The sequence below is a fragment of the Desulfatiferula olefinivorans genome (assembly GCF_054657895.1).
The window spans coordinates 1-18926 of sequence record NZ_BAAHXV010000012.1 but is presented as its reverse complement, the minus strand read 5'-3'; the positions used below and the strand labels follow the sequence as shown (position 1 = coordinate 18926).

At 55.7% G+C, this 18926-nt stretch carries 19 protein-coding genes; 11 read left to right on the top strand and 8 right to left on the bottom strand.

The features are described 5' to 3' along the window. Positions 1–25 precede the first annotated feature (25 nt). The 6 genes from ACYQ11_RS10435 to ACYQ11_RS10410 all read right to left on the bottom strand — a co-directional run bounded on the left by ACYQ11_RS10435 (position 26) and on the right by ACYQ11_RS10410 (position 6213). Positions 26–574, bottom strand: coding sequence for a hydrogenase maturation protease (locus tag ACYQ11_RS10435; RefSeq protein ID WP_459923721.1), 549 nt, complete (start codon positions 572–574; stop codon positions 26–28). Between the two features lie 213 nt (positions 575–787). Further along, positions 788–1330, bottom strand: a complete 543-nt coding sequence (locus ACYQ11_RS10430; protein WP_459923720.1) for a hydrogenase maturation protease — start codon at positions 1328–1330, stop codon at positions 788–790. After that, positions 1305–3035: a nickel-dependent hydrogenase large subunit gene (locus tag ACYQ11_RS10425; RefSeq protein WP_459923719.1), complete on the bottom strand. Its 1731-nt coding sequence runs from the start codon at positions 3033–3035 to the stop codon at positions 1305–1307. Before ACYQ11_RS10425 ends, ACYQ11_RS10430 begins: the two co-directional genes overlap by 26 nt. Before the next feature lie 3 nt (positions 3036–3038). Continuing rightward, positions 3039–4205, bottom strand: a complete 1167-nt coding sequence (locus ACYQ11_RS10420) for a polysulfide reductase NrfD family protein (RefSeq protein WP_459923718.1) — start codon at positions 4203–4205, stop codon at positions 3039–3041. A gap of 3 nt (positions 4206–4208) precedes the next feature. Next, positions 4209–5108 (bottom strand): hydrogenase 2 operon protein HybA, encoded by a 900-nt coding sequence (gene hybA / locus ACYQ11_RS10415; protein WP_459923717.1) that lies wholly within the window; start codon positions 5106–5108, stop codon positions 4209–4211. Then, the gene (locus tag ACYQ11_RS10410) at positions 5095–6213 is read right to left on the bottom strand and encodes a hydrogenase small subunit (protein WP_459923716.1); all 1119 of its coding nucleotides are present in this window, start codon (positions 6211–6213) and stop codon (positions 5095–5097) included. Before ACYQ11_RS10410 ends, hybA begins: the two co-directional genes overlap by 14 nt. A 622-nt stretch (positions 6214–6835) precedes the next feature. Between ACYQ11_RS10410 and ACYQ11_RS10405 the strand changes: the two genes are divergently transcribed. The 10 genes from ACYQ11_RS10405 (at position 6836) to ACYQ11_RS10360 (ending at position 15676) form a co-directional block, all read left to right on the top strand. After that, complete coding sequence (locus ACYQ11_RS10405) at positions 6836–7186, top strand: hydrogenase maturation nickel metallochaperone HypA/HybF (RefSeq protein WP_459923715.1); 351 nt, start codon at positions 6836–6838, stop codon at positions 7184–7186. Next, complete coding sequence (gene hypB / locus ACYQ11_RS10400; protein ID WP_459923714.1) at positions 7179–7910, top strand: hydrogenase nickel incorporation protein HypB; 732 nt, start codon at positions 7179–7181, stop codon at positions 7908–7910. Before ACYQ11_RS10405 ends, hypB begins: the two co-directional genes overlap by 8 nt. Then, complete coding sequence (hypF, locus tag ACYQ11_RS10395) at positions 7907–10252, top strand: carbamoyltransferase HypF (protein WP_459923713.1); 2346 nt, start codon at positions 7907–7909, stop codon at positions 10250–10252. Before hypB ends, hypF begins: the two co-directional genes overlap by 4 nt. Positions 10253–10360: 108 nt before the next feature. Continuing rightward, the gene (locus ACYQ11_RS10390) at positions 10361–10588 is read left to right on the top strand and encodes a HypC/HybG/HupF family hydrogenase formation chaperone (RefSeq protein WP_459923712.1); all 228 of its coding nucleotides are present in this window, start codon (positions 10361–10363) and stop codon (positions 10586–10588) included. Then, the gene (gene hypD, locus ACYQ11_RS10385; RefSeq protein WP_459923711.1) at positions 10588–11673 is read left to right on the top strand and encodes a hydrogenase formation protein HypD; all 1086 of its coding nucleotides are present in this window, start codon (positions 10588–10590) and stop codon (positions 11671–11673) included. Before ACYQ11_RS10390 ends, hypD begins: the two co-directional genes overlap by 1 nt. Beyond that, the gene (gene hypE, locus ACYQ11_RS10380; protein ID WP_459923710.1) at positions 11670–12680 is read left to right on the top strand and encodes a hydrogenase expression/formation protein HypE; all 1011 of its coding nucleotides are present in this window, start codon (positions 11670–11672) and stop codon (positions 12678–12680) included. Before hypD ends, hypE begins: the two co-directional genes overlap by 4 nt. Positions 12681–13140: 460 nt before the next feature. Continuing rightward, entirely contained in the window at positions 13141–13959 is an 819-nt protein-coding gene (locus ACYQ11_RS10375; RefSeq protein ID WP_459923709.1) for a substrate-binding periplasmic protein, read from the top strand. Between the two features lie 321 nt (positions 13960–14280). After that, on the top strand, positions 14281–14691 hold the full coding sequence (locus ACYQ11_RS10370; RefSeq protein ID WP_459923708.1) for an amidohydrolase family protein: 411 nt from the start codon (positions 14281–14283) through the stop codon (positions 14689–14691). Positions 14692–15052: 361 nt separating this feature from the next. After that, positions 15053–15289, top strand: a complete 237-nt coding sequence (locus tag ACYQ11_RS10365) for a hypothetical protein (protein ID WP_459923707.1) — start codon at positions 15053–15055, stop codon at positions 15287–15289. A gap of 15 nt (positions 15290–15304) precedes the next feature. Further along, entirely contained in the window at positions 15305–15676 is a 372-nt protein-coding gene (locus tag ACYQ11_RS10360) for an amidohydrolase family protein (protein WP_459923706.1), read from the top strand. A 31-nt stretch (positions 15677–15707) separates the two neighbouring features. Here the strand turns inward: ACYQ11_RS10360 and ACYQ11_RS10355 are convergent, their stop codons facing one another. Together ACYQ11_RS10355 and ACYQ11_RS10350 are read right to left on the bottom strand one after the other, a co-directional pair. Further along, positions 15708–16166, bottom strand: a complete 459-nt coding sequence (locus ACYQ11_RS10355) for a cupin domain-containing protein (RefSeq protein WP_459923705.1) — start codon at positions 16164–16166, stop codon at positions 15708–15710. Between the two features lie 12 nt (positions 16167–16178). Further along, entirely contained in the window at positions 16179–16964 is a 786-nt protein-coding gene (locus tag ACYQ11_RS10350) for a FadR/GntR family transcriptional regulator (RefSeq protein ID WP_459923704.1), read from the bottom strand. Positions 16965–17207: 243 nt separating this feature from the next. Between ACYQ11_RS10350 and ACYQ11_RS10345 the strand changes: the two genes are divergently transcribed. Continuing rightward, on the top strand, positions 17208–18620 hold the full coding sequence (locus tag ACYQ11_RS10345) for a thiolase family protein (protein WP_459923703.1): 1413 nt from the start codon (positions 17208–17210) through the stop codon (positions 18618–18620). Positions 18621–18926: the final 306 nt, after the last annotated feature.

Sequence of the window (18926 nt, the reverse complement as noted above, 5' to 3'; positions counted from 1 at the left end):
GAAAAAAACCGCATGGATGCGGCCCTTAAAAAACGAAGGCCTCGACACAACCGCTTTTCCGGGTGTTGGCGTTTTCGTTTAATGGCTTTCCACCCACGTCCCGGGCAAGTTTTTCGGCGATCAGGGCCACTGCGTTCCGAACCGGTTCGGAAAGCCCGGGAGCCACCGTTTCCGGTAAGGATTCAATCTGAACACCCACCACGGTGACCGCGATGTCGGTATGATCTTTGAGTTCTTTCAGCATGTTGGTGGTGGGAAACTGGTGGAGTGAAAAGTCGCTGGTTTTTTCAGGGCTGATCTGATCCACATCGATGTCGAACAGTTCGCCCGGTTTTCGGCCCGGCATGTCCACCGCGTCAAGAATGATGATTTTTTCGGGCCGCCTTTCGCTTAGAATGATGTCAAACAAAAGGTCGCGAACAGAGGTCCCCACGTCAATAAACCCACAGCCCGGCGCAGGCTCAAAGCGGGCTTCCATGTACTGAATGACGGCCGGGCCAAATCCGTCATCACCGAAAAGGGGATTGCCGCACCCCAGAACAAGGGTATGACAGGTGTGAATCAATTCGATCATGGTGAGCCTTTCCTTTGCTTTCCGGACGCAAAACGATGCGTCCAAACGATGTATTACCCTCTGTGAGCAAAGAAGAACGGGTTTCGGTCGTGAGATTACCCGAAACGAATATGCCAAGTGTGCCATCGTGACATTGTGGTTGTATTGGTAAAAACTTTTGCACACCCCGCCTCTATTGTCAATTTAAATAAATGTTTCGTTGCAAGCACTTACCTATGCCGTCCACCAGTAGTCCGGGGTCACCGCTCCATGGACCGGTTCCGGGAAAACGCCTTTTTCATGAAGCCAGGCCATGATCTGTGTTACGGCAGGGTCCATGCTTGCCCTGACCTCGGACGAAAGCGCTGTGCCCACCCCCGTGTTTTGGGGAATGATTCCCAGAATGGCAAACTCGTCCAGGCCCTGGTCGTTCAGCGTCATCAGCTGAATCAGATCGAAAAAACTCATCTGGTGGGGAGACATCTTCAGGTCCGCCGGTCGGCCAAGGATCGCGTTCCCGGCAATCATGCGGATCTGCCCCGGCGGTCCGGGGACATCGAGGGCATCGATGACAAGCAGCCAGTCTTTGCCCAGAATCTCGGACTGGAGGGCCGCTCCGGCCGTACCGCCGTCGACCAGATCCACATGGTCCGGAAACACATAGGCCGCCTCGAGGTATTTCAGGATCGTGATGCCGATGCCGTCATCGTTCTGCAGGACATTGCCCACACCGACGATGACCCCCTTTTGATCAGGTGCGTGTTTTTCCTTTTCCAATTTCGTTTCCTTTCGGATCAAAGGCGTGCACGGCGCAGGCCATGCACGGATCATAGCTGTGTACGGTTCTCAGAGCTTCCAGGGGTTCATGCAGATCGGCAATAGGATTGCCGATCAGGGATGCTTCCGTGGGGCCGGGATTGCCGTCCTTGTCCCTGGGACAGAGATTCCAGGTGGACGGAACCACGGCCTGATAATTGGCGATCTTTCCGTTGTTGATCACCACCCAGTGGGACAGAAATCCCCGGGGGGCTTCATGGATACCAAATCCGCTGATTTCACCCTTGGGATAGACCGGCGGATTGCACACCGTCAAATCGCCCGACCCGATGTTGTCCACCAGCTTCTGCCAGTTGGTCAGGGCCAGATCAAGGATGGCGGCGCAGCGGATCACCCGGGCTCCATGGCGGCCCATGGTCGAGGGAACGGCATTCAAAAACCCGTTCATGTCGAGATCGGCGGCGCTGCTCACCGAGGTTGCGGCGCCCAGGGCGTTGACATTGTCCACGAACAGCCGGGTGTATTTCCGGGTCAGGGGATCACCCAGTTTGAAGCTGGTCAGCACCTGGGCCGCCGGTCCTACCTGCATGCGCCGTCCGTCGAAGCGCGGGCTTTTGACCCAGGAATATTTCCCCTCATGGTCAAAACCCGTAAAGCTGGGCTCGGTGGTCTCTTTGTAAGGATGCAGCTCCCAATCGCCGTCATACCAGGAATGGGCCACCGATTCGGCGACATTCTGCTCGATGTATTTATCCCCGAAGCCCTTGATCGCCTTGATTTTGTTATCGATCAGCGTTCCGCCCAGGGACAGGAATTCCATGCCCCGGGTGTCCATGGGAAATTCCGGCACCGCCAGCATGTCCGTCACGCCGATGCCGTAGCCGGCCCAGGGCATGTACTGGCTCATGATGGCGCAGACATCCGGGAAATAGACCTGGATGACAAAATCACGGACGGCGTCGAAATACCCTTTGACCTTGAGGAGGGTGGTCATGTTGAGGGCCGTCTCCTGGTTCAGGTCAATGGCATTGGCCACACCGCCCACGGCAAGGTTCTGGATATGGGGTGTCTTGCTGCCGAGAAGGCCGACCACGTCATTGGCTTTCCGGAGATACTCAAAGGACTGGAGGTAATGGGCCACCGCCATCAGGTTCAGTTCCGGGGTCAGGTGCATGGCCTTATGGCCCCAGTAACCGTTGTTGAAAATGCCCAGCTGGCCGCTGTTCAAAACGCCGGTGATTTTTTCTTTGACCGCCCGGAACTCGGCCTCGGAATTGCCCTTCCAGTCCGGGGAAATCATCTGGGCGACCTTTGACGCGGCCCTGGGATCGGCTTTGGCCGCCGAGGTCACATCCACCCAGTCCAGGGCGGACAAGGTGTAGAAATGGGAAATATGGTCAAAAATCGAATGGGCGGCAACAATCATGTTCCGGATCATCTGGGCATTGATGGGAACAGCCAGATCGAGGGCGTTTTCCACGGCCCTGACCGAGGCCATGGCGTGGACGGTGGTGCAGACCCCGCAAAAACGCTGGGTGAAAATCCAGGCTTCGCCCGGATCCTTTCCGACAAGAATCTGTTCGATGCCTCGGAACATGGTTCCCGCCGACCAGGCATCGATGACCCGTCCGTCCTTGACCTTGATATCGACGCGTAAATGCCCCTCGATACGTGATATGGGATCTATAGTGATGATTTTTGACATCGATTATCTCCTTTCCTTCGCAATAATCGGAAATGTTTTGACGATCATGATGAAAAATACAAGCTGCAGGCACACCATGCCCAGGGAGATCGACAGTTCGGGGACCGATGGGAAATAGGTCACGCCGGGCAGCGGATTGAATCCGATGATGTAAACGTTGATGCGGTAGAGGGAACCGGCCGTCATGATCAGGCAGCTGCCCAGAAAAATATTGTTCGGTTTCATCCGGACCGGGTCATTTCTGACGTACCAGAGGCCGCCGCCCATGAGCAGCATTTCCGTCCAGAACGACATGCTGGCCAGATTTCCTTTAAATGCCAGGGTGATGGCCCCGGTTCTCAGCACTTCGCTTATTCTGAGAACCAGAAACACAAACATGAACATGAACATGACCTTGGCCAGCTGGCTCAGGATCGCCATGTGCCCTTTTTCCTTGTAATCGTCCGAGAGCACCAGTTCCGTCACGATGACGCAGCCGTAACCCATGGCGATGCATGAAATCAGATGGTGAAGTGACACCAGCGGACTCTGCCAGAGCGGGCTGATTTTCTGGCCCATGACCACGGCAAGCCCGCCGAGACCCGATTGATGCATGGTGGGCAGCAGGATGCCCAGGGAAATGATCAGAAACAGAAAACGGTCGAGTACGGCATAGAATTTATCGAGCACCACCCGAAGCCGTCCTTCCACATCGGAAAATTTTTCAATGAAGGCCGGGGCGATCTCCAGGGTGAGGACACAAATATAGGTCATGACGCAGAGTCCCACTTCAAACAGCACCGAGTTGCCCTGCCAGTACTTGGGTATGAGGAAATTGAACAGTCCCCAGTAGCGGCCCACGTCGTAAAACAGGGAAAAACCGGCAAAGGAGTAGCCCAGCAGGGACAAAAGAAGAGCCGGACGCACGTACCTATGGTAATGCCCCTGGTTGAACAGGTACACGGTAAAGGCGCAGGCATAGCCGCCACAGACCAGGGCGGCTCCCACGATGACGTTGATCACCTTCCAGATGCCCCAGGGCATGTAATTGGAGAGGTTGGACACGGCGCCGATGCCGTACATGTAGCGAACAATCAGAAAGAAGACGCCCGCAGCGGAAACAAAAAGCAGTAGAATCACCGGTCGTGTCAGAATTTTTCCGCCAAGCGGCCTGGCATGGACATGGGCCATGAGTTATTCCTCCGTTTTTTTATGCGCGTTCCGGATATTTCGGAATGCGGCAAAGGCCAGGCCGATATAAATGACGATCGGTGCAAGCATATTATGATAAATGGTATGCTGAATGCCTTCGCTGATTCGTGCCGATGAATAATCCGGAAGGTCCGGAAGACCAAGTTTGTCAAAGGGTACGCCCGCCATGTACATGACGCCCGTACCACCGCTGTCACGCTCGCCGTAAATTTTGTCTTTATAGTATTTGCCGGGATCGTTTCGGATGCGGTCTTTGGCCATGGCAATCAGATCCTGCTGGGTTCCGAAGGCAATGGCGCCGGTCGGGCAGGCTTTGGAGCAGGCGGTATACCCCAGTTCCAAAATGCCGTTGTCGGCACACATCTGGCATTTGACAATCCGGCCGTAACTGGCGTCGAACTCGTATTTGGGAATGTTGAAGGGGCAACCCATCTGGCAGTAGCGGCAGCCCACGCAGGCATCGATGTCCCATGTGACCACCCCGTTGGCCTGTTTGACCAGGGCCGACGTCGGACAGCCTGACACGCAGGCCGGATCCACGCAGTGCATGCACTGGCGTTTGATAAACGATTGTTCTCCCTCACCCTCACCCGTGAACAGTTTGACAATGGTCAGGGTTTTAGCCGAAAGATCCCTCGGCGCGTCCCAGATTCCCTGGGGATCATACTCGAAGGGCATGCCGTTGGCCTTTTTGCACGCCACCTCACACGACCGGCAGCCAATGCACTTGGTGGCATCATACAGCATCCCCACATCCCCGTCGTGCCGGGGCCTCAATTTCATGGCCACCGCGTTTTTCGCGGACAACAGGGGCGCTGCCATGACACCGGCCCCCGCCAGCGCCATTCGTTTGAAAAACTGCCTGCGGCTAGTCGTTTTCATGGTCATCATCCTTGTTATCTTTAAGGCTTTTGGTCTTGGTGGCGACAGCGGTTGCGAGGGCACCGGCCACAGCACCGGTAATGGCGGTGGCCACCGGGCTTATTTTTTTGTTTCCGGGTTCCACGGGTTTGGGATAAACCTGAGGCGGTGTGGCCGTACTGACCATGGTGGAAAGTTCAAACAAGGGCGTGCTGAAGCCGACGCCCTTTTCAATGCATCCAAAGCAGGGATGGCCGATGGCGACGGGCCACCGTTTTTCCGCGTTGAACCCCTGTTCGGGACAGTTGCCATAGGTGCTGGGGCCTTTGCATCCCAGCTTGTAAAGGCAATAGCCTTTCCGGTGACCCTCATCGCCGAAGGCCTCGGCAAACCGGCCGCTGTCAAAGTGGGCCCGGCGTTCACACTGATCGTGAATCAGGGTTCCGTAGGCAAACTTCGGGCGGTTCTGGGAATCGAGTTCCGGAAGGCCATACATCAGATAATGGACCACGGTGGACAGGAAGTTGTGGGGGTTGGGCGGACAACCCGGAATGTTGATCACCGGCTTGTCGATCTTCATGTCGTTCAATGTGGTGAGGACGCCCTGGGCACCTGTGGGGTTGGGGCCCGCAGAGGGAATGCCGCCCCAGGCCGCACATGAGCCGATGGCGATGATCGCCGCTGCATTGGGAGCCGTTTTTTTGAGAATGTCGGCGGCCGTCTGTCCGCTGATGGTGCAGTAATTCCCCCCGTCTTTCATGGGAATGGATCCTTCCACCACCAGCACATATTTGCCCCGGTACCGCTCCATGGCCCGGACCAGATTGTCCTCGATCTGATGACCCGATGCGGCAAACAGAGTTTCATGGTATTCCAGGGAAATGATGTCAAGGATCACCTCTGCGACATCGGGTTCGGAGGCTCGAAGCAGGGACTCCGTGCATCCGGTGCATTCCTGGAAATGCAGCCAGATCACGGCAGGTTTTTCTTTTTTCTCCAGGGCCTGGCACAATTTTGGAACCATGGTTGTGGAGAGCCCAAGCACGGCGGCTGTCGTCGCGGACAGTTTCATGAAATCACGACGATCCATGGGTTTGTCAAGAACCATTCGTCTGTTTCCAGCCATAGAAACCTCTCAATGTATTAAAATTAATAATTATACGAAGCACAAAGGCTCCAGGGTCGATTCCGGCCAAACGGGTGAGCATATCGCAGATCCCGGACATCGCGATCGTTCATGATCAGCGCCTGTCAGGGCGGGCCTTGGGGGGGGGTGGAAACAGTCCGGCAAGGTCGCGCACCACTCGGCAACATACGGTAATTATAGTCTTTCAACAGATCTCACGAAATTTAGTCTTTACTGGCAGGTTGAAAGGGAAAAATCAAGAAAATTGTGCAATGTTGCCAAAATTATTTTTTTTAATCATTTGTGCATGTTATGCAATGTGTGCGAACAAAATTCTATTGTTAAATAAATTCGTAGGGTTGAAATTTTGTGCGATAAGCGGTTTCATACAGCAGGCCGTTTCAGGAAGACTTCCGGCATTGACGCGAAAAAAGACAGGTGATAAAGATTCAGAACAGCACGCCACTTTAAAATCGTAAGACGTTGTTTTGTAAACTTTATAATTCGGTTGCCCCTGCTGTTCATCGTGCTTGGTACGTCTGGTTTGGCGGGAATGCATGGCCATTTCCCCTGAATCGTATTAGTATTGAATCGAATTATTTTTTATTGAGGACATAGGCGGATGCACGAACTGAGTATCGTAAGCAGCCTTATTGAAACGGCCGCAAACCATGTGCCGGAAGGGAACCGGCTTCGCGGCGTCCACGTGAGTGTCGGTGTTCTGTCCGGTATCTGCGCCGAATCCCTTGAATTTTGTTTTTCCATTGTTGCCGGGGAAAACGGCCACCCGTCAGCCCGGCTGATCATTACACCCATCCCGGCACGGTTTTTGTGCCTGGCCTGCGGGAAAAACTATGAGGCAGAGTCCGTGTACCATACCTGCCCGTTTTGCGAATCACTGGAGAGAGAGATCCTTGAAGGAGATCGATTCACCCTTGACGCGATTGATGTGGAGAAAACAAACCATGTGTGAAACCTGTGGATGTCCCGAAGCGACGCACCCGACCATTGGCCATGCCCATCACCACCACCACCCGGGCACCGCGACCATTACCGTGGGTGAGGAGGTGCTGGCGAAAAACAATCGTTATGCGGAAAACAACCGGGCACGGATCAGGGACCGGGGGATTTTTGCCGTCAATATCATCTCCTCGCCGGGCAGCGGGAAAACAACGCTGCTGGAAACCCTCGGCCGGCATTTCGGCCAGGCCATGACGGTGATCGAGGGCGATATCCAAACCACACGGGATGCCGAACGGATCATCCGTTCGGGCAGCCACGCCTGTCAGATTCAAACGAACGGCGCCTGCCATCTCGATGCCCATGCCGTGGGCCATGCGATGGACGATCTGGACCTTGACGGCTGCCGCCTTCTGGTTATCGAAAATGTAGGCAACCTGGTCTGCCCGGCGGGCTACGACCTGGGGGAACATGAAAAAATGGCCATCCTCTCTCTGCCGGAAGGGGACGACAAGGTTCTGAAATATCCGTCTCTTTTTTCACGGATCCAGGGCCTGATCATCAATAAGATCGACCTTCGTGACTACCTTGACTTCGATATGGAAAAGGTCGTCAATGAATGCCGGAGTCTCAATCGGCAGTTTGACGTTTTTGCACTCTCCGCCAAAACCCGCGAGGGCGTTGCCAAACTGACGGATTACCTTGAACAGCGCATGGATGCGTTAAAGGCGACATGACGCATTTTGCATGGAAAGTGACGATCACGGGGACGGTTCAGGGGGTGGGCTTCAGGCCCTTTGTTTTTTCCACTGCCGGTGAATTCGGTATCACGGGGTCCGTTCGGAACACATCGGCCGGGGTGGAGATTCTCGCCTTTGGCGACGATGACCGGGTGGCGCGCTTTGTCCGGAAACTCAAAACCGCCCCTCCGCCCCTTTCCGAGATCGATACGTTTTCATCCGTTCCCGTTCAGGTGAGCACCCGTATTCCGGCCGACTTTTCCATCGAAACCAGCCGGGAAGGCGCCGCCGCCGAGGTCACCGTCCCTCGGGATACTACGTTCTGCGAGACCTGCCTTTCGGAACTCATGGACAAAGAAAACCGGCGTTTCGGCCATCCCTTTATCAACTGCACCCAGTGCGGCCCCCGGTACTCGATTATCAAAAAACTGCCCTACGATCGCACATACACCACCATGGACTCCTTTGGGATGTGCGAGGCCTGCCGGAGGGAGTATGCCGAGCCCCGGTCACGGCGTTTTCACGCCCAGCCCACCTGTTGCCCCGACTGCGGCCCGCACCTTTCCTTTGCCGACCACGACGGCACCCCCATTGCGACAGGCGATCCTCTGTCCGCGGCGGCGCAGGCCCTTTTCCAAAACAGGATTGTGGCGATCAAGGGCGTGGGCGGATTTCACCTGGCCTGCCGGGCAGATGATGCCGGTGTGGTCGAACGGCTTCGCCTACGAAAAAAAAGACCCCATAAGCCCCTGGCCCTGATGGTCAAATCCCTGGAGGACGTCAGGCGGTTCGCCTGCGTGTCCGGGGCCGATGAACGGCTGCTCACAAGCCCCGAACGCCCCATCGTGCTTTTACCCAAAAACGAGCGGTGGCAACAGTACCTCTGCCCCGGCGTGACCGGTGCGATCAGCAGTGTTGGGGTGATGCTGCCCTCAAGCCCCCTTCATTACCTGATGCTGGAAAAAACAACCGGGTTTCCCCTGGTCATGACCAGCGGCAATCCCTCAGGCGACGTGCTTTGCTGCGATAATGACGAGGCCCTCGCGAAATTATCGGGCATCGCCGATTTTTTTCTGCTCCACAACCGACCGATTCAGATGCGCATCGATGACTCGGTGATCCGAACCGTCGACGGGACCCCCGTCATGGTGCGTCACGCCCGGGGGTATGTGCCCCGGGCCCTTCCGGCACCCATGTCCCTGGACGGCCTGGTGGCCCTGGGCGGCATTCAAAAAAGCAGTATCGCCCTGGGCAGAAGCAATACCGCTTACGTCTCCCAGTATCTGGGCGTCGCCGACAACATGGCCGTCATCGCCCATGCCGAGGCGGCCATGGCCCATTTGACGGAACTTCTGGGCATCCGGCCGGTGGCCGTTGCCCATGACAGTCATCCCAACAACCTTCTGCTTCATATCAAACGGCCGAAGGGACTGCCCTTGATCCCCGTCCAGCATCACCATGCCCATGCGGCGGCCTGTCTGGGGGAAAACCGCCACACGGGCCCGGCGATTTGTGTGGTCTTTGACGGGACAGGCTGGGGGGAGGACGGCACCCTCTGGGGCGGCGAGTTTCTCATTGCCGACCTCCACCGGTTTCATCGGGCGGCTCATCTTAAAGGGATGCTCATGCCCGGCGGCGATGCGGCGGTTCGTTATCCCGGACGGATGGCCTTTTCCGCCCTGTATCGGAAACTCGGCGATCCGGCGAAGGGTTTGATTGCCTGGATGGATGATTCCGAAAAAAACATCCTGGCCGCCATGCTGGATGTGCATCTCAATTGTCCCATAACGACCAGCATGGGCCGGCTGTTTGACAGCGCGGCCGCCCTGTTGGGTCTCTGCAGGGAGAGAACCTACGAAGGGCAGCCGGCCATGGAACTGGAAGCCGTGGCGGATCCCTGCGAAAAAGGCGTTTACGACTACGACTGTGACCTGAAATCTCCCGCCATTCTGATCGACGGGGCATCGATTCTGATCCCTATGGGGCGGGATATCGCGGCCGGGGTTGAACCTGCCTTGATTTCGGCCCGGTTTCACAATACGATCGCCGCCATGACGGCCGAGATCATCGGCCGCCTTGCCGAACGCACAGAAATCAGGACCGCCGCCCTGTCCGGCGGGTGCTTTGCCAACCGGCTTCTTTTCCGGGAAACGAAAAAACGCATCGGCGAACAGGGCATCACGGTGCTTCATCATCACCATCTGCCCCCGGGGGATGAATGCGTGTCCTACGGTCAGTTGCTCATTGCCGCCGAAACGCTGAACGCCTCCGGCGGCCCTGCCGGGGGCCAACCTTTTGAAAAGGTTGCCAAACGGGTTTGTGGGGGAGAGGACGTCTGATGGCTTCGCGTTTTTTCCCAACCCATTTGTCCGGCTTTTTAAAAGCCGGCCGCCGGAGGCACCGGATTTAAAAACGTCATGTGAACCACCATAAGGAGGGTAAGTGCCATGTGTCTGGCCGTACCGGGTAAAATTGTCGCAATCGAGGACACCACCGCCACCATCGACATGGAGGGGAACCGCATCAGCGCCGACCTTTCCATCGTCCCGGACGCCGTCATCGGGGACTGGGTCATTATCCATGCCGGATTTGCCATTCAAAAATATGATGAGCATGAAGCCCTGGAAACCCTGAAGCTGCTCCGCGAGGCCGCGAATATGGGCGTGGTGAAATAATGGACCGGCGTCCCAAGTTCAAAGACCCGGAGCTTGCCAAAGCGCTTCTCAAGAAAATCGGGATGCTGGCCAATGACCTTCCCGAGGTCCGTATCATGGAGGTCTGCGGCACCCATACCATGGAAATCGGCAGGTTGGGACTGCGCCAGCGTTTGCCCGACAATATCCGGCTGTTGTCCGGCCCCGGCTGCCCGGTCTGCGTGACCCCGGGAGAGGTGATCGATTCGGCGGTGGCTTATGCCCGGATGCCGGACCATGTGCTGGCCACGTTCGGGGACATGATCCGGGTCCCGGGATCGCGCCGGTCCCTTGAGCAGGTGAAAGCAAACGGCGCATCCATAGAAATTGTGGCGTCCCCGCTGCAGCTGATCCGGATGGCGGAAGAACGCCCGGACACAACCCTTGTCTTTGCCGCCGTGGGATTTGAAACAACGATCCCGGCCGTGGCCCGGACCATCGAGATTGCCGCTGAAAAAAAATTGTACAACCTTAAAATGCTTGTGGCCCACCGCCTTTTGCCGCCCGCACTGTCGGCCCTCTGCGCGGATGAGGACACCCAAATCAGCGGGTTTCTGCTTCCGGGCCATGTCAGCGCCATCATCGGTGAGGCGGTCTACCGGACCATTGACGCCTTGACCGTGCCGTCTGCCATCACCGGCTTTGAGGCCCTGGATATCCTGGGCGGCATTCTTTCGGTTCTGGAGATGCTGACAAACCAGACAGCCCAGGTGATCAACATGTATCCCCGTGTGGTGCGTGCCGACGGAAACCCCCATGCCAGAGACCTGATCCATCGGTTCTTTACGCCCGTTGACGCGGCCTGGCGGGGGATCGGCATCATCCCCCAAAGCGGGCTTGCCTTGCGGGATGAATTTAAGGCCTTTGACGCACCCGTGCTGGTGACGGGCGCGTCCGACCTTCCCAAAGGATGCGCCTGCGGAAAGGTCCTCAAGGGGACGCTCACCCCCCCGGACTGCGGGCTTTTCGGCAGAGCCTGCACACCCCAGACACCCATCGGACCCTGCATGGTGTCCAGTGAAGGGTCCTGCGCCGCCTATTACCGGTATGAAAGGACAGAAGGATGAACGATGAACAGGTGCGCCTGCTCAACGGCAGCGGGCAGGGCTTGCAGACCTTGCTCAATCAGGTCGTTCTGCCCGCGCTTCAGACCCGTGAAAACAACGGGCCCCTGGAAGATGCGGCCGTGTTGACCGGCCTTACCGGGCCCCTGGCCTTCACGACAGACTCCTTTGTGGTCAATCCCCTTCGGTTTAACGGGGGGGATATCGGGAAACTGGCCGCCTGCGGGACCATCAACGATCTGGCCATGATGGGGGCAAAGCCCCATGCCGTCTCTGTCGGCCTGATCATCGAGGAGGGCCTGTGGTTTTCAGACTTGAACGATTTTCTCTGCTCCCTCCGGAAGGAATGTGAACGGGCCGGGGCCGCCATTGTCTGTGGGGACACCAAAGTGGTCGATGCGGGAAAAGGAGACGGCCTTTACATCAACACCAGCGGCATCGGGGTGGTTGCAGCGTCGTGCTCCCTTTCGGCGGCCCATGCCCGGCCCGGAGACTGTGTGATTGTGTCCGGTCCCATTGGCCAGCACGGCATCGCGATTTTAGCGGCCCGCGGGCAACTGGGGTTTTCATCGACGGTGGTTTCGGACTGCGCGTCCCTGGACTCTTTGGCCCTTGATTTACTGACCGCCATTCCCGAAACCCATGTCCTGCGTGATGCCACCCGTGGCGGATGCGCGGCCGTGCTCAATGAAATTGCCGACGCCTCGAACGTGACCATCACCCTTGACCAGTCCGCAATACCTGTCCAGCCCGGCGTTGCCGCCGCCTGTGACTATCTTGGCCTGGATCCGCTCCAGGTGGCCAATGAAGGCCGGTTTGTGGCCCTGCTGCCTGAAGCTTCGGCTGCAAAAGCCCTGCACACCCTCCGAGCCCATCCCCTTGGAAAGGAAAGTGCCGTGATCGGTCAGGTCTCTCACCGGGAACGGTTCGGCCTCCTCATCAAAACCGACATCGGCGGAAAACGCATGGTCGACATGCCGTCCGGGCTTCTGCTGCCGAGGATATGCTGACACCTTGGACGGCTCCGTAAACCGTCCGATATCTGCGTTACGCGTCATCCCTCGTCATTGCGGCGTACCCTAAGTACGCCTCATTCCTCGGGATTCGCAAGCCTTGATCTCGAACATTTTACGAAGCCGTCCAAAAACTTACTTTTTACGAGATCATCAACTTTAAAGCGGCCAAAGAAATCATCAATTTTGCCCTGAACATCAATGTTTGCTTGCGATTGGATGGCGTTATTGATATGGTCCAAATTGAGTCCTTTCTGATTGATATTATTGTGTTTTGTCGTAAATTCACTATACATCAACAGACTGGGCTCATCAAGTTATTTATTCATAAATTCAGATAGATAGACTGTATTTCCATCCTTTAAATTCCATTCCCGAAAGTTGAGTGAATAACATACGCTGGTTGCATGTAGTGGCATAATAGTACTTTAATATGAAGCAAGGAGGTGCGGATGCTATGAAAAAAATTCAGATCATTACAATCCTTATTTTCATTTTCTCATATCCCGGTCAAAGCCTTGCCAACGAAAAATCAAGGCTGATTATGGGGTGGGAACCATGGGCTCCTTTTGCCTATGCGAGTGAAAGCGATCGTCTTACGGGACTCGACATTGACATCGTTGCTTCCATTTTGAGCAAATATTCTTACTCGATAGATTATCAAAAGGCTCCCTGGGCCAGGCTCTTAAAGCTGCTTGAGAACGGTGAGATTCATATTTGTGCCTCTGCGATGAAAACGCCTGAAAGAGAAAAATTCGCATATTTTTCATTCCCCTACCAAAAAGAAACATATCTATTATTTGTTAGAAAAGGTGAAGCTTCTCATTATAATTTAAAGCGCCTTCAGGATATTATCGGTACAAAATTTCGCTTGGGAATACTCCGTGGTTCTCTTTATGGATCTGAATTTGAACGTCTGATGAAAGACCCGGATTTCTCGAAACATGTTGAAGATGTTACAACCGATGAACAAAACCACATCAAACTTTTGGCCAATCGGTTTGACGGATTTATACAAGAATATTCAAGAATGGTAACTGACGGGAGAAAAAGCGGAATTATCAACCAGGTCGAACCGTTATTTGTTATCGAAGAAAATATACTGCATGTAATGTTCAGTAAAAAATCAGTTGGTCCCGAGGTTGTGGATTCTTTTAATGAAGGCCTGAAAATAATGATGAAGGATGGAACATATCAGAAAATTTTCGAAAAATACAATCTTGAAAGATATAATATGATTTCGCCCATCGAACTAAGCGTCGATGATCGAGGGTGATTACAAGGACAAACCATGATGGTCTCGTAAAAAGTCAAGATTCAGACGGCTTCGGAAAAAGTTCGAGGTCAAGACTTGCGAATCCCGAGGAATGAGGCGTACTTAAGGTACGCCGCAGTGACGAGGGATGAAGCGTAACGCAGAGATCGGACTTTTTACGAAGCCGTCAACCATGGACCATGCAATTCGCCCACATCTAAGTCGAAGGGGTTTTTGAACTATAGCCTTATCGCCGCAAGTCTTCTGGCCATGCCCGTCATAGCGGGGTGAGGAATCGCGAGAAAAAACGTTCCGGAATCCATTGAAGGTCCTCCTCTTTTATTGAAAAACCTGAACCTGGTTGACGTGGTGTTCCGAGACATTCAGCCCAACGCGTGGATTCTCGTAGACAACGGGAAAATTGCCGCTCGGGGTGTCGGGTCTGTTGATAATCCTCCTGGACGGGTGGTGTTCGACATGAGAAATCGTTACCCAATCCCGGGGCTCATCGATACCCACTGCCACAGCACCTCGTCCCCGATCTTTTCCATGCGAATGGTCGACACCATGCGCCATAACCGGCAGTTGAAGCAAAATTATGCGGCGGCCATCGAATCCGGAGTCACCACGATCCGTGACATGGGCGCTTTTTCAGGGCTTCTCCGATATTTTATCCGTCAGATCAAAGACGGAACTCTGCCTGGTCCCCGGGTCACCTACTTCCATCCTCAACGTCATGGGCGGTCACCCTGAAATACCTCCTACGGACATGAATCTTTTCGCTAAACCCGCCTCGCTTTTTATTGGAATGATCATGGACAACTTCAAGGATACGAAGGAAGTGGACGCCTGCCTCGAGAAAAACGCCAGGGGGGCCTCGTTCATCAAGCTGGCCCTGGACGACAAGAGTCTTTTCTGAAAGAAGATCAAAAAGATTCCGGTTTATACACGGGACCAGTTGGATCGGGTGTTTTGTTTTGCTGAAGCGAAGGGCTTGCTCGTTTCGGGGCACAGTCAATGCAAATTCGGCTTCGACCGGGCCATGGAATACCCGTTTAACTCGATTGAGCATATTGTATCCGATGAGATTCTCTCCGACGAGGAGGTAGTCCGCATGGCCGATCGGAAGCTGGCTATCGTTCCTACCATGACCCTCAGCCAGTCCTATCTAGTCGACGAGGCCTACGATGATCTTCCGCCAGCTTACAGGACACCGGAAATCCGGGCTGAGCGTGAGGATAGGGCCGAGTATTTCAACAGGGCGGCCACGGCTCATTGCGACAGCGTGCTTCACGAGCAGAACATGATAGCCATGACTTTATATAGAAAGCTGGGATGGGACAACCTGTGACCAAAAAAATTTCTCATGAATCCGGATATCTACTACAATATGGTCATCAACGGCCAGAAGAACCTGCGCAAAATGAAAGAAGCGGGTGTTTTAATCGGTTGTGGTATTGACGCGGGAATGCCCTTCAACTATTTCGGCGGTATCTATCGGGAATACGAGTGCTTCAGCCGGGTGGGGTTTACACCCATGGAGATCCTTCGCTGTGCCACTATTAACAACGCCCTGATTCTCCGCATGGAAGACAGCATAGGGTCCCTGGATACGGGGAAATACGCCGACATGGTGGTCTATGACGGAAACCCTCTGTCGGATATTCGGGTTCTCAGGTGCCCCAGCTTGTTTTCAAACAGGGGGCCTGATGTTCGCGGCAAGAGATTTAAAAGTTGACGGTACCTTGGCCGCCATATGAATGGGGTGTCTACCGGATGGACCAGGTGCAAATATCCGGCGCCAGGTCGCGGAGTCGTTCGGCGGTATCCGGGTGGGCGCTTAAGAGGGTGAAGTCGGCGAAGTCGAAGCCCGGGGCCACGGAGCAGCCGACCAGAACGGTGCCGGAAAGGGGTTCGGCGGCCTGCCAGACGCCGGCGGGAACCACATGGCAGAACCGGTTGGCGTCGGCTGAAAGCACCACCGACACCGGGGGCTGGTCTGTGCCGTCCCAGAGATAAAGCCGCAGGCCCTCTCCCTGATACAGGTTCCAGACCTCATCGGACGAGACCTTGTGAAACCGGCTGACCTCGCCGGGATTGAGGGAAAAGTAGATGTGGGTGAGGGCGGCCCGCCGTTGTCCGCAAGGATGGGTGACGGTCATGGGTGAGCGGTAGACTTCGCGGAACCGTCCGCCTTCGGGGTGTTCGGTCAGATCGATGGGTGTCATGGGATGCCTTTCTCAGGCCCGGGCCTGGGGTTTTGCCTGGGTTCTCGTGCGCACCAGTTCCCGTTCCTTTTCCGTGATCGGCCGGAGTTTTTTGATCAGGCCCTGGTGCAGCCCCAGGAGTTTTTTGTGCTCGGTGGAGAAGATGTCCGGGTCACTGATTTCACCGGTCTGGTAGCCCCGCAGAAGGGCCCGCTTGAATTCCACGTGGCTTTTCAAAACCTCGTCGTCGACCATGTTCACGAACAGCCGGACCAGCTTGTTGCGCATCTGGCGGGTGGAGTTTGAGATCAGGAGCATCAAAAGGTTGCCGCATTTTTCGGCCACCATATCCTGACTGAGCACTTCCAGCGCGATGATCCGCTCACGGTCATGCAGATGTTCGAGTTCCTCGTCGAAAATATCCATGAACTCCTTGATGCCCATGGGGGTGATCCGGGCCATGGCCATGCGGATCATCAGGGGCATGAATTCGGACCAGAAAGCCCAAACCTCCTCGACCAGGTAGCTGTCGACGAAGATTTCCTCCCCCTCTTCTTCCTGCTGAAAAAACAGCGCCCGCAAAAAATCCACGCCCGCGTGTTTCCGGTAATCCTTGACATAAATGCCGTCGCCCTGGCGGATATCCAGCACATGCATGGCTTCCAGGTGTTTGAGGGCCACCCGGAGCGAGGTTCGGTCCACCCCGAGGTCCACGGACAGCTGACGTTCGGTGGGGAGTTTGGTGCCGGCCTTGAGCCGGTTGTTGAAGATGTCGAGCAGCAGCTTTTTGACGACGGTTTCATGTTTTTGTATGGCCATGGCGTATCCTCAAATAAGGGGGTTCAGACGCATTCATTCTTGTTTTACAACGAATGGACCGAACGGGCAAGGGGCTGCTTAAATTTTTTTTAACAATTGAATAAATTTTTTCTTGACATTGGCTCATTTATTTACGACTAATTGGTTAAACCATTTGCAATCAGTTGTAACGACATCAAAACGGAAGACATCAGCGTCGGGGTCGTTCTGGGTCAGGATGAGACTCCGAGCCGGGAGAGTTACATGAACGATGTTTACATCATCGGGGCGCACACCATTCCCTTTGGCCGGTACCTGGAAAAGAGCATCAAGGATCTGACGGCCATGACCGTCACGGGCTGTCTGGCCGATGCGGGTCTTGACAAAAAACAGATCGAGGCCCTGTGGTTTTCAAATTCCGCCTGGGGGGACCAGAAGGGACAGAGCTGCATCCGGGGGCAGGTGGCCCTGCGGCCCATGGGGATTGACACCATTCCCATCACCAATGTTGAAAACGCCTGCGCCAGCGGTTCCACCGCCTTCCACCACGCGTGGATGGGGGTGGCCGGGGGGCTGTATGACATCACCATGGCCGTGGGGGCGGAGAAACTTTATCACACGAATAAAATGGCGGTGTTCGCAGGCTTCATGGCGGGCATCGACATTGAAAATGCGGTTGAGATCAGCAGGAACCTGTCGGTGTTCTCGATGACGCCGGAAGACCATGCGGCCATGGCGGATTTCAAGCGGACGTATCAGTCCCGAATGAACGGTCATGGCCGACGATCCCGGAAGCCGCCGCTCAAAGAACGTCTCAAGACGCTTCGCGATCAGATTGTGGTGGGCATCAACCTGGGCGAAAAACTGGGTTACGATACGGTCCGGGAACTCCGGAAACTCAGCGGGCCGTCGGATCATTCCCCGTTCATGGATATCTACGGCTACGCGGCCCGCAAGCACATGAAGACCTACGGCAGCACCGTCGAGCAACTGGCTGTCATCGCATCCAAAAACCATTTCAACAGCACCTTAAACCCCAACGCCCAGTATCGGTTCGAGGTTCCGGTGGAGAAGGTGCTGGCCGACCGCATCGTCAGCTTCCCCATCACCCGGGCCATGTGCGCCCCCATCGGCGACGGGGCCGCCTCGGCCATCGTCTGTTCGGAAAAAATGGTCAAGCAACTGGGACTGTGGTCCCGGGCCGTGCGGGTCCGGGCCTCCCTGCTGGGCTCGGGCCAGGCATACCGTGACGATGCCGGGATCCCCGACATCGGCGAGCGGCTGGCCGCCCGGGCCTATGCCGCGGCCTCGGTGGGTCCGGAAGAGATCAGCCTGGCCGAGGTCCATGACGCCACCGCCTTCGGTGAATTGCACCAGGCTGAGAACCTGGGCTTCTGTGCCCGGGGCGAGGGGGGCCGACTGGCCGAATCGGGCGCCACACGTCTGGACGGCCAGATCCCCATCAACACCAGCGGCGGTCTGACGTCCCGCGGTCATCCCATCGGGGCCTCGGGGCTGGCCCAGATCCATGAGCTGGTCGTTCAGCTCCGGGGTGAAGCCGGAAAACGCCAGATCGCATCGCCCCGTCTCGGCATGGCCGAAAACGGCGGCGGCGCCCTGGGCCATGAGGAGGCGGCCATGTGCATGCACATCCTCGAAGCCCCGTCCCGGTCGTGAGGGGAGGCAGGACAATCGTATGTCTGTGCCGGGTTGATTGCGTTTTCCTGAAGCGGGGCAATCGCCTGGACCTGCACGTGGCGTGACACAGCCTGGGGCCGTGGACCATTCCTTGGCATGGTCTTGTTTTCTCTGTGCCTTGGTGTCTCCGTGAGAAAACAAAAAGACCGGCGTATCTTCGGTGAAACCGGTTTTAGGACTCTCACAGAGACACAAAGACACGGAGTAAAATCCGGACATGCCGGGGCATGTCGCACGACAACGCTCCTGTGGGCATCCCATGCCATGACAGAAAAGAGCCCCGGC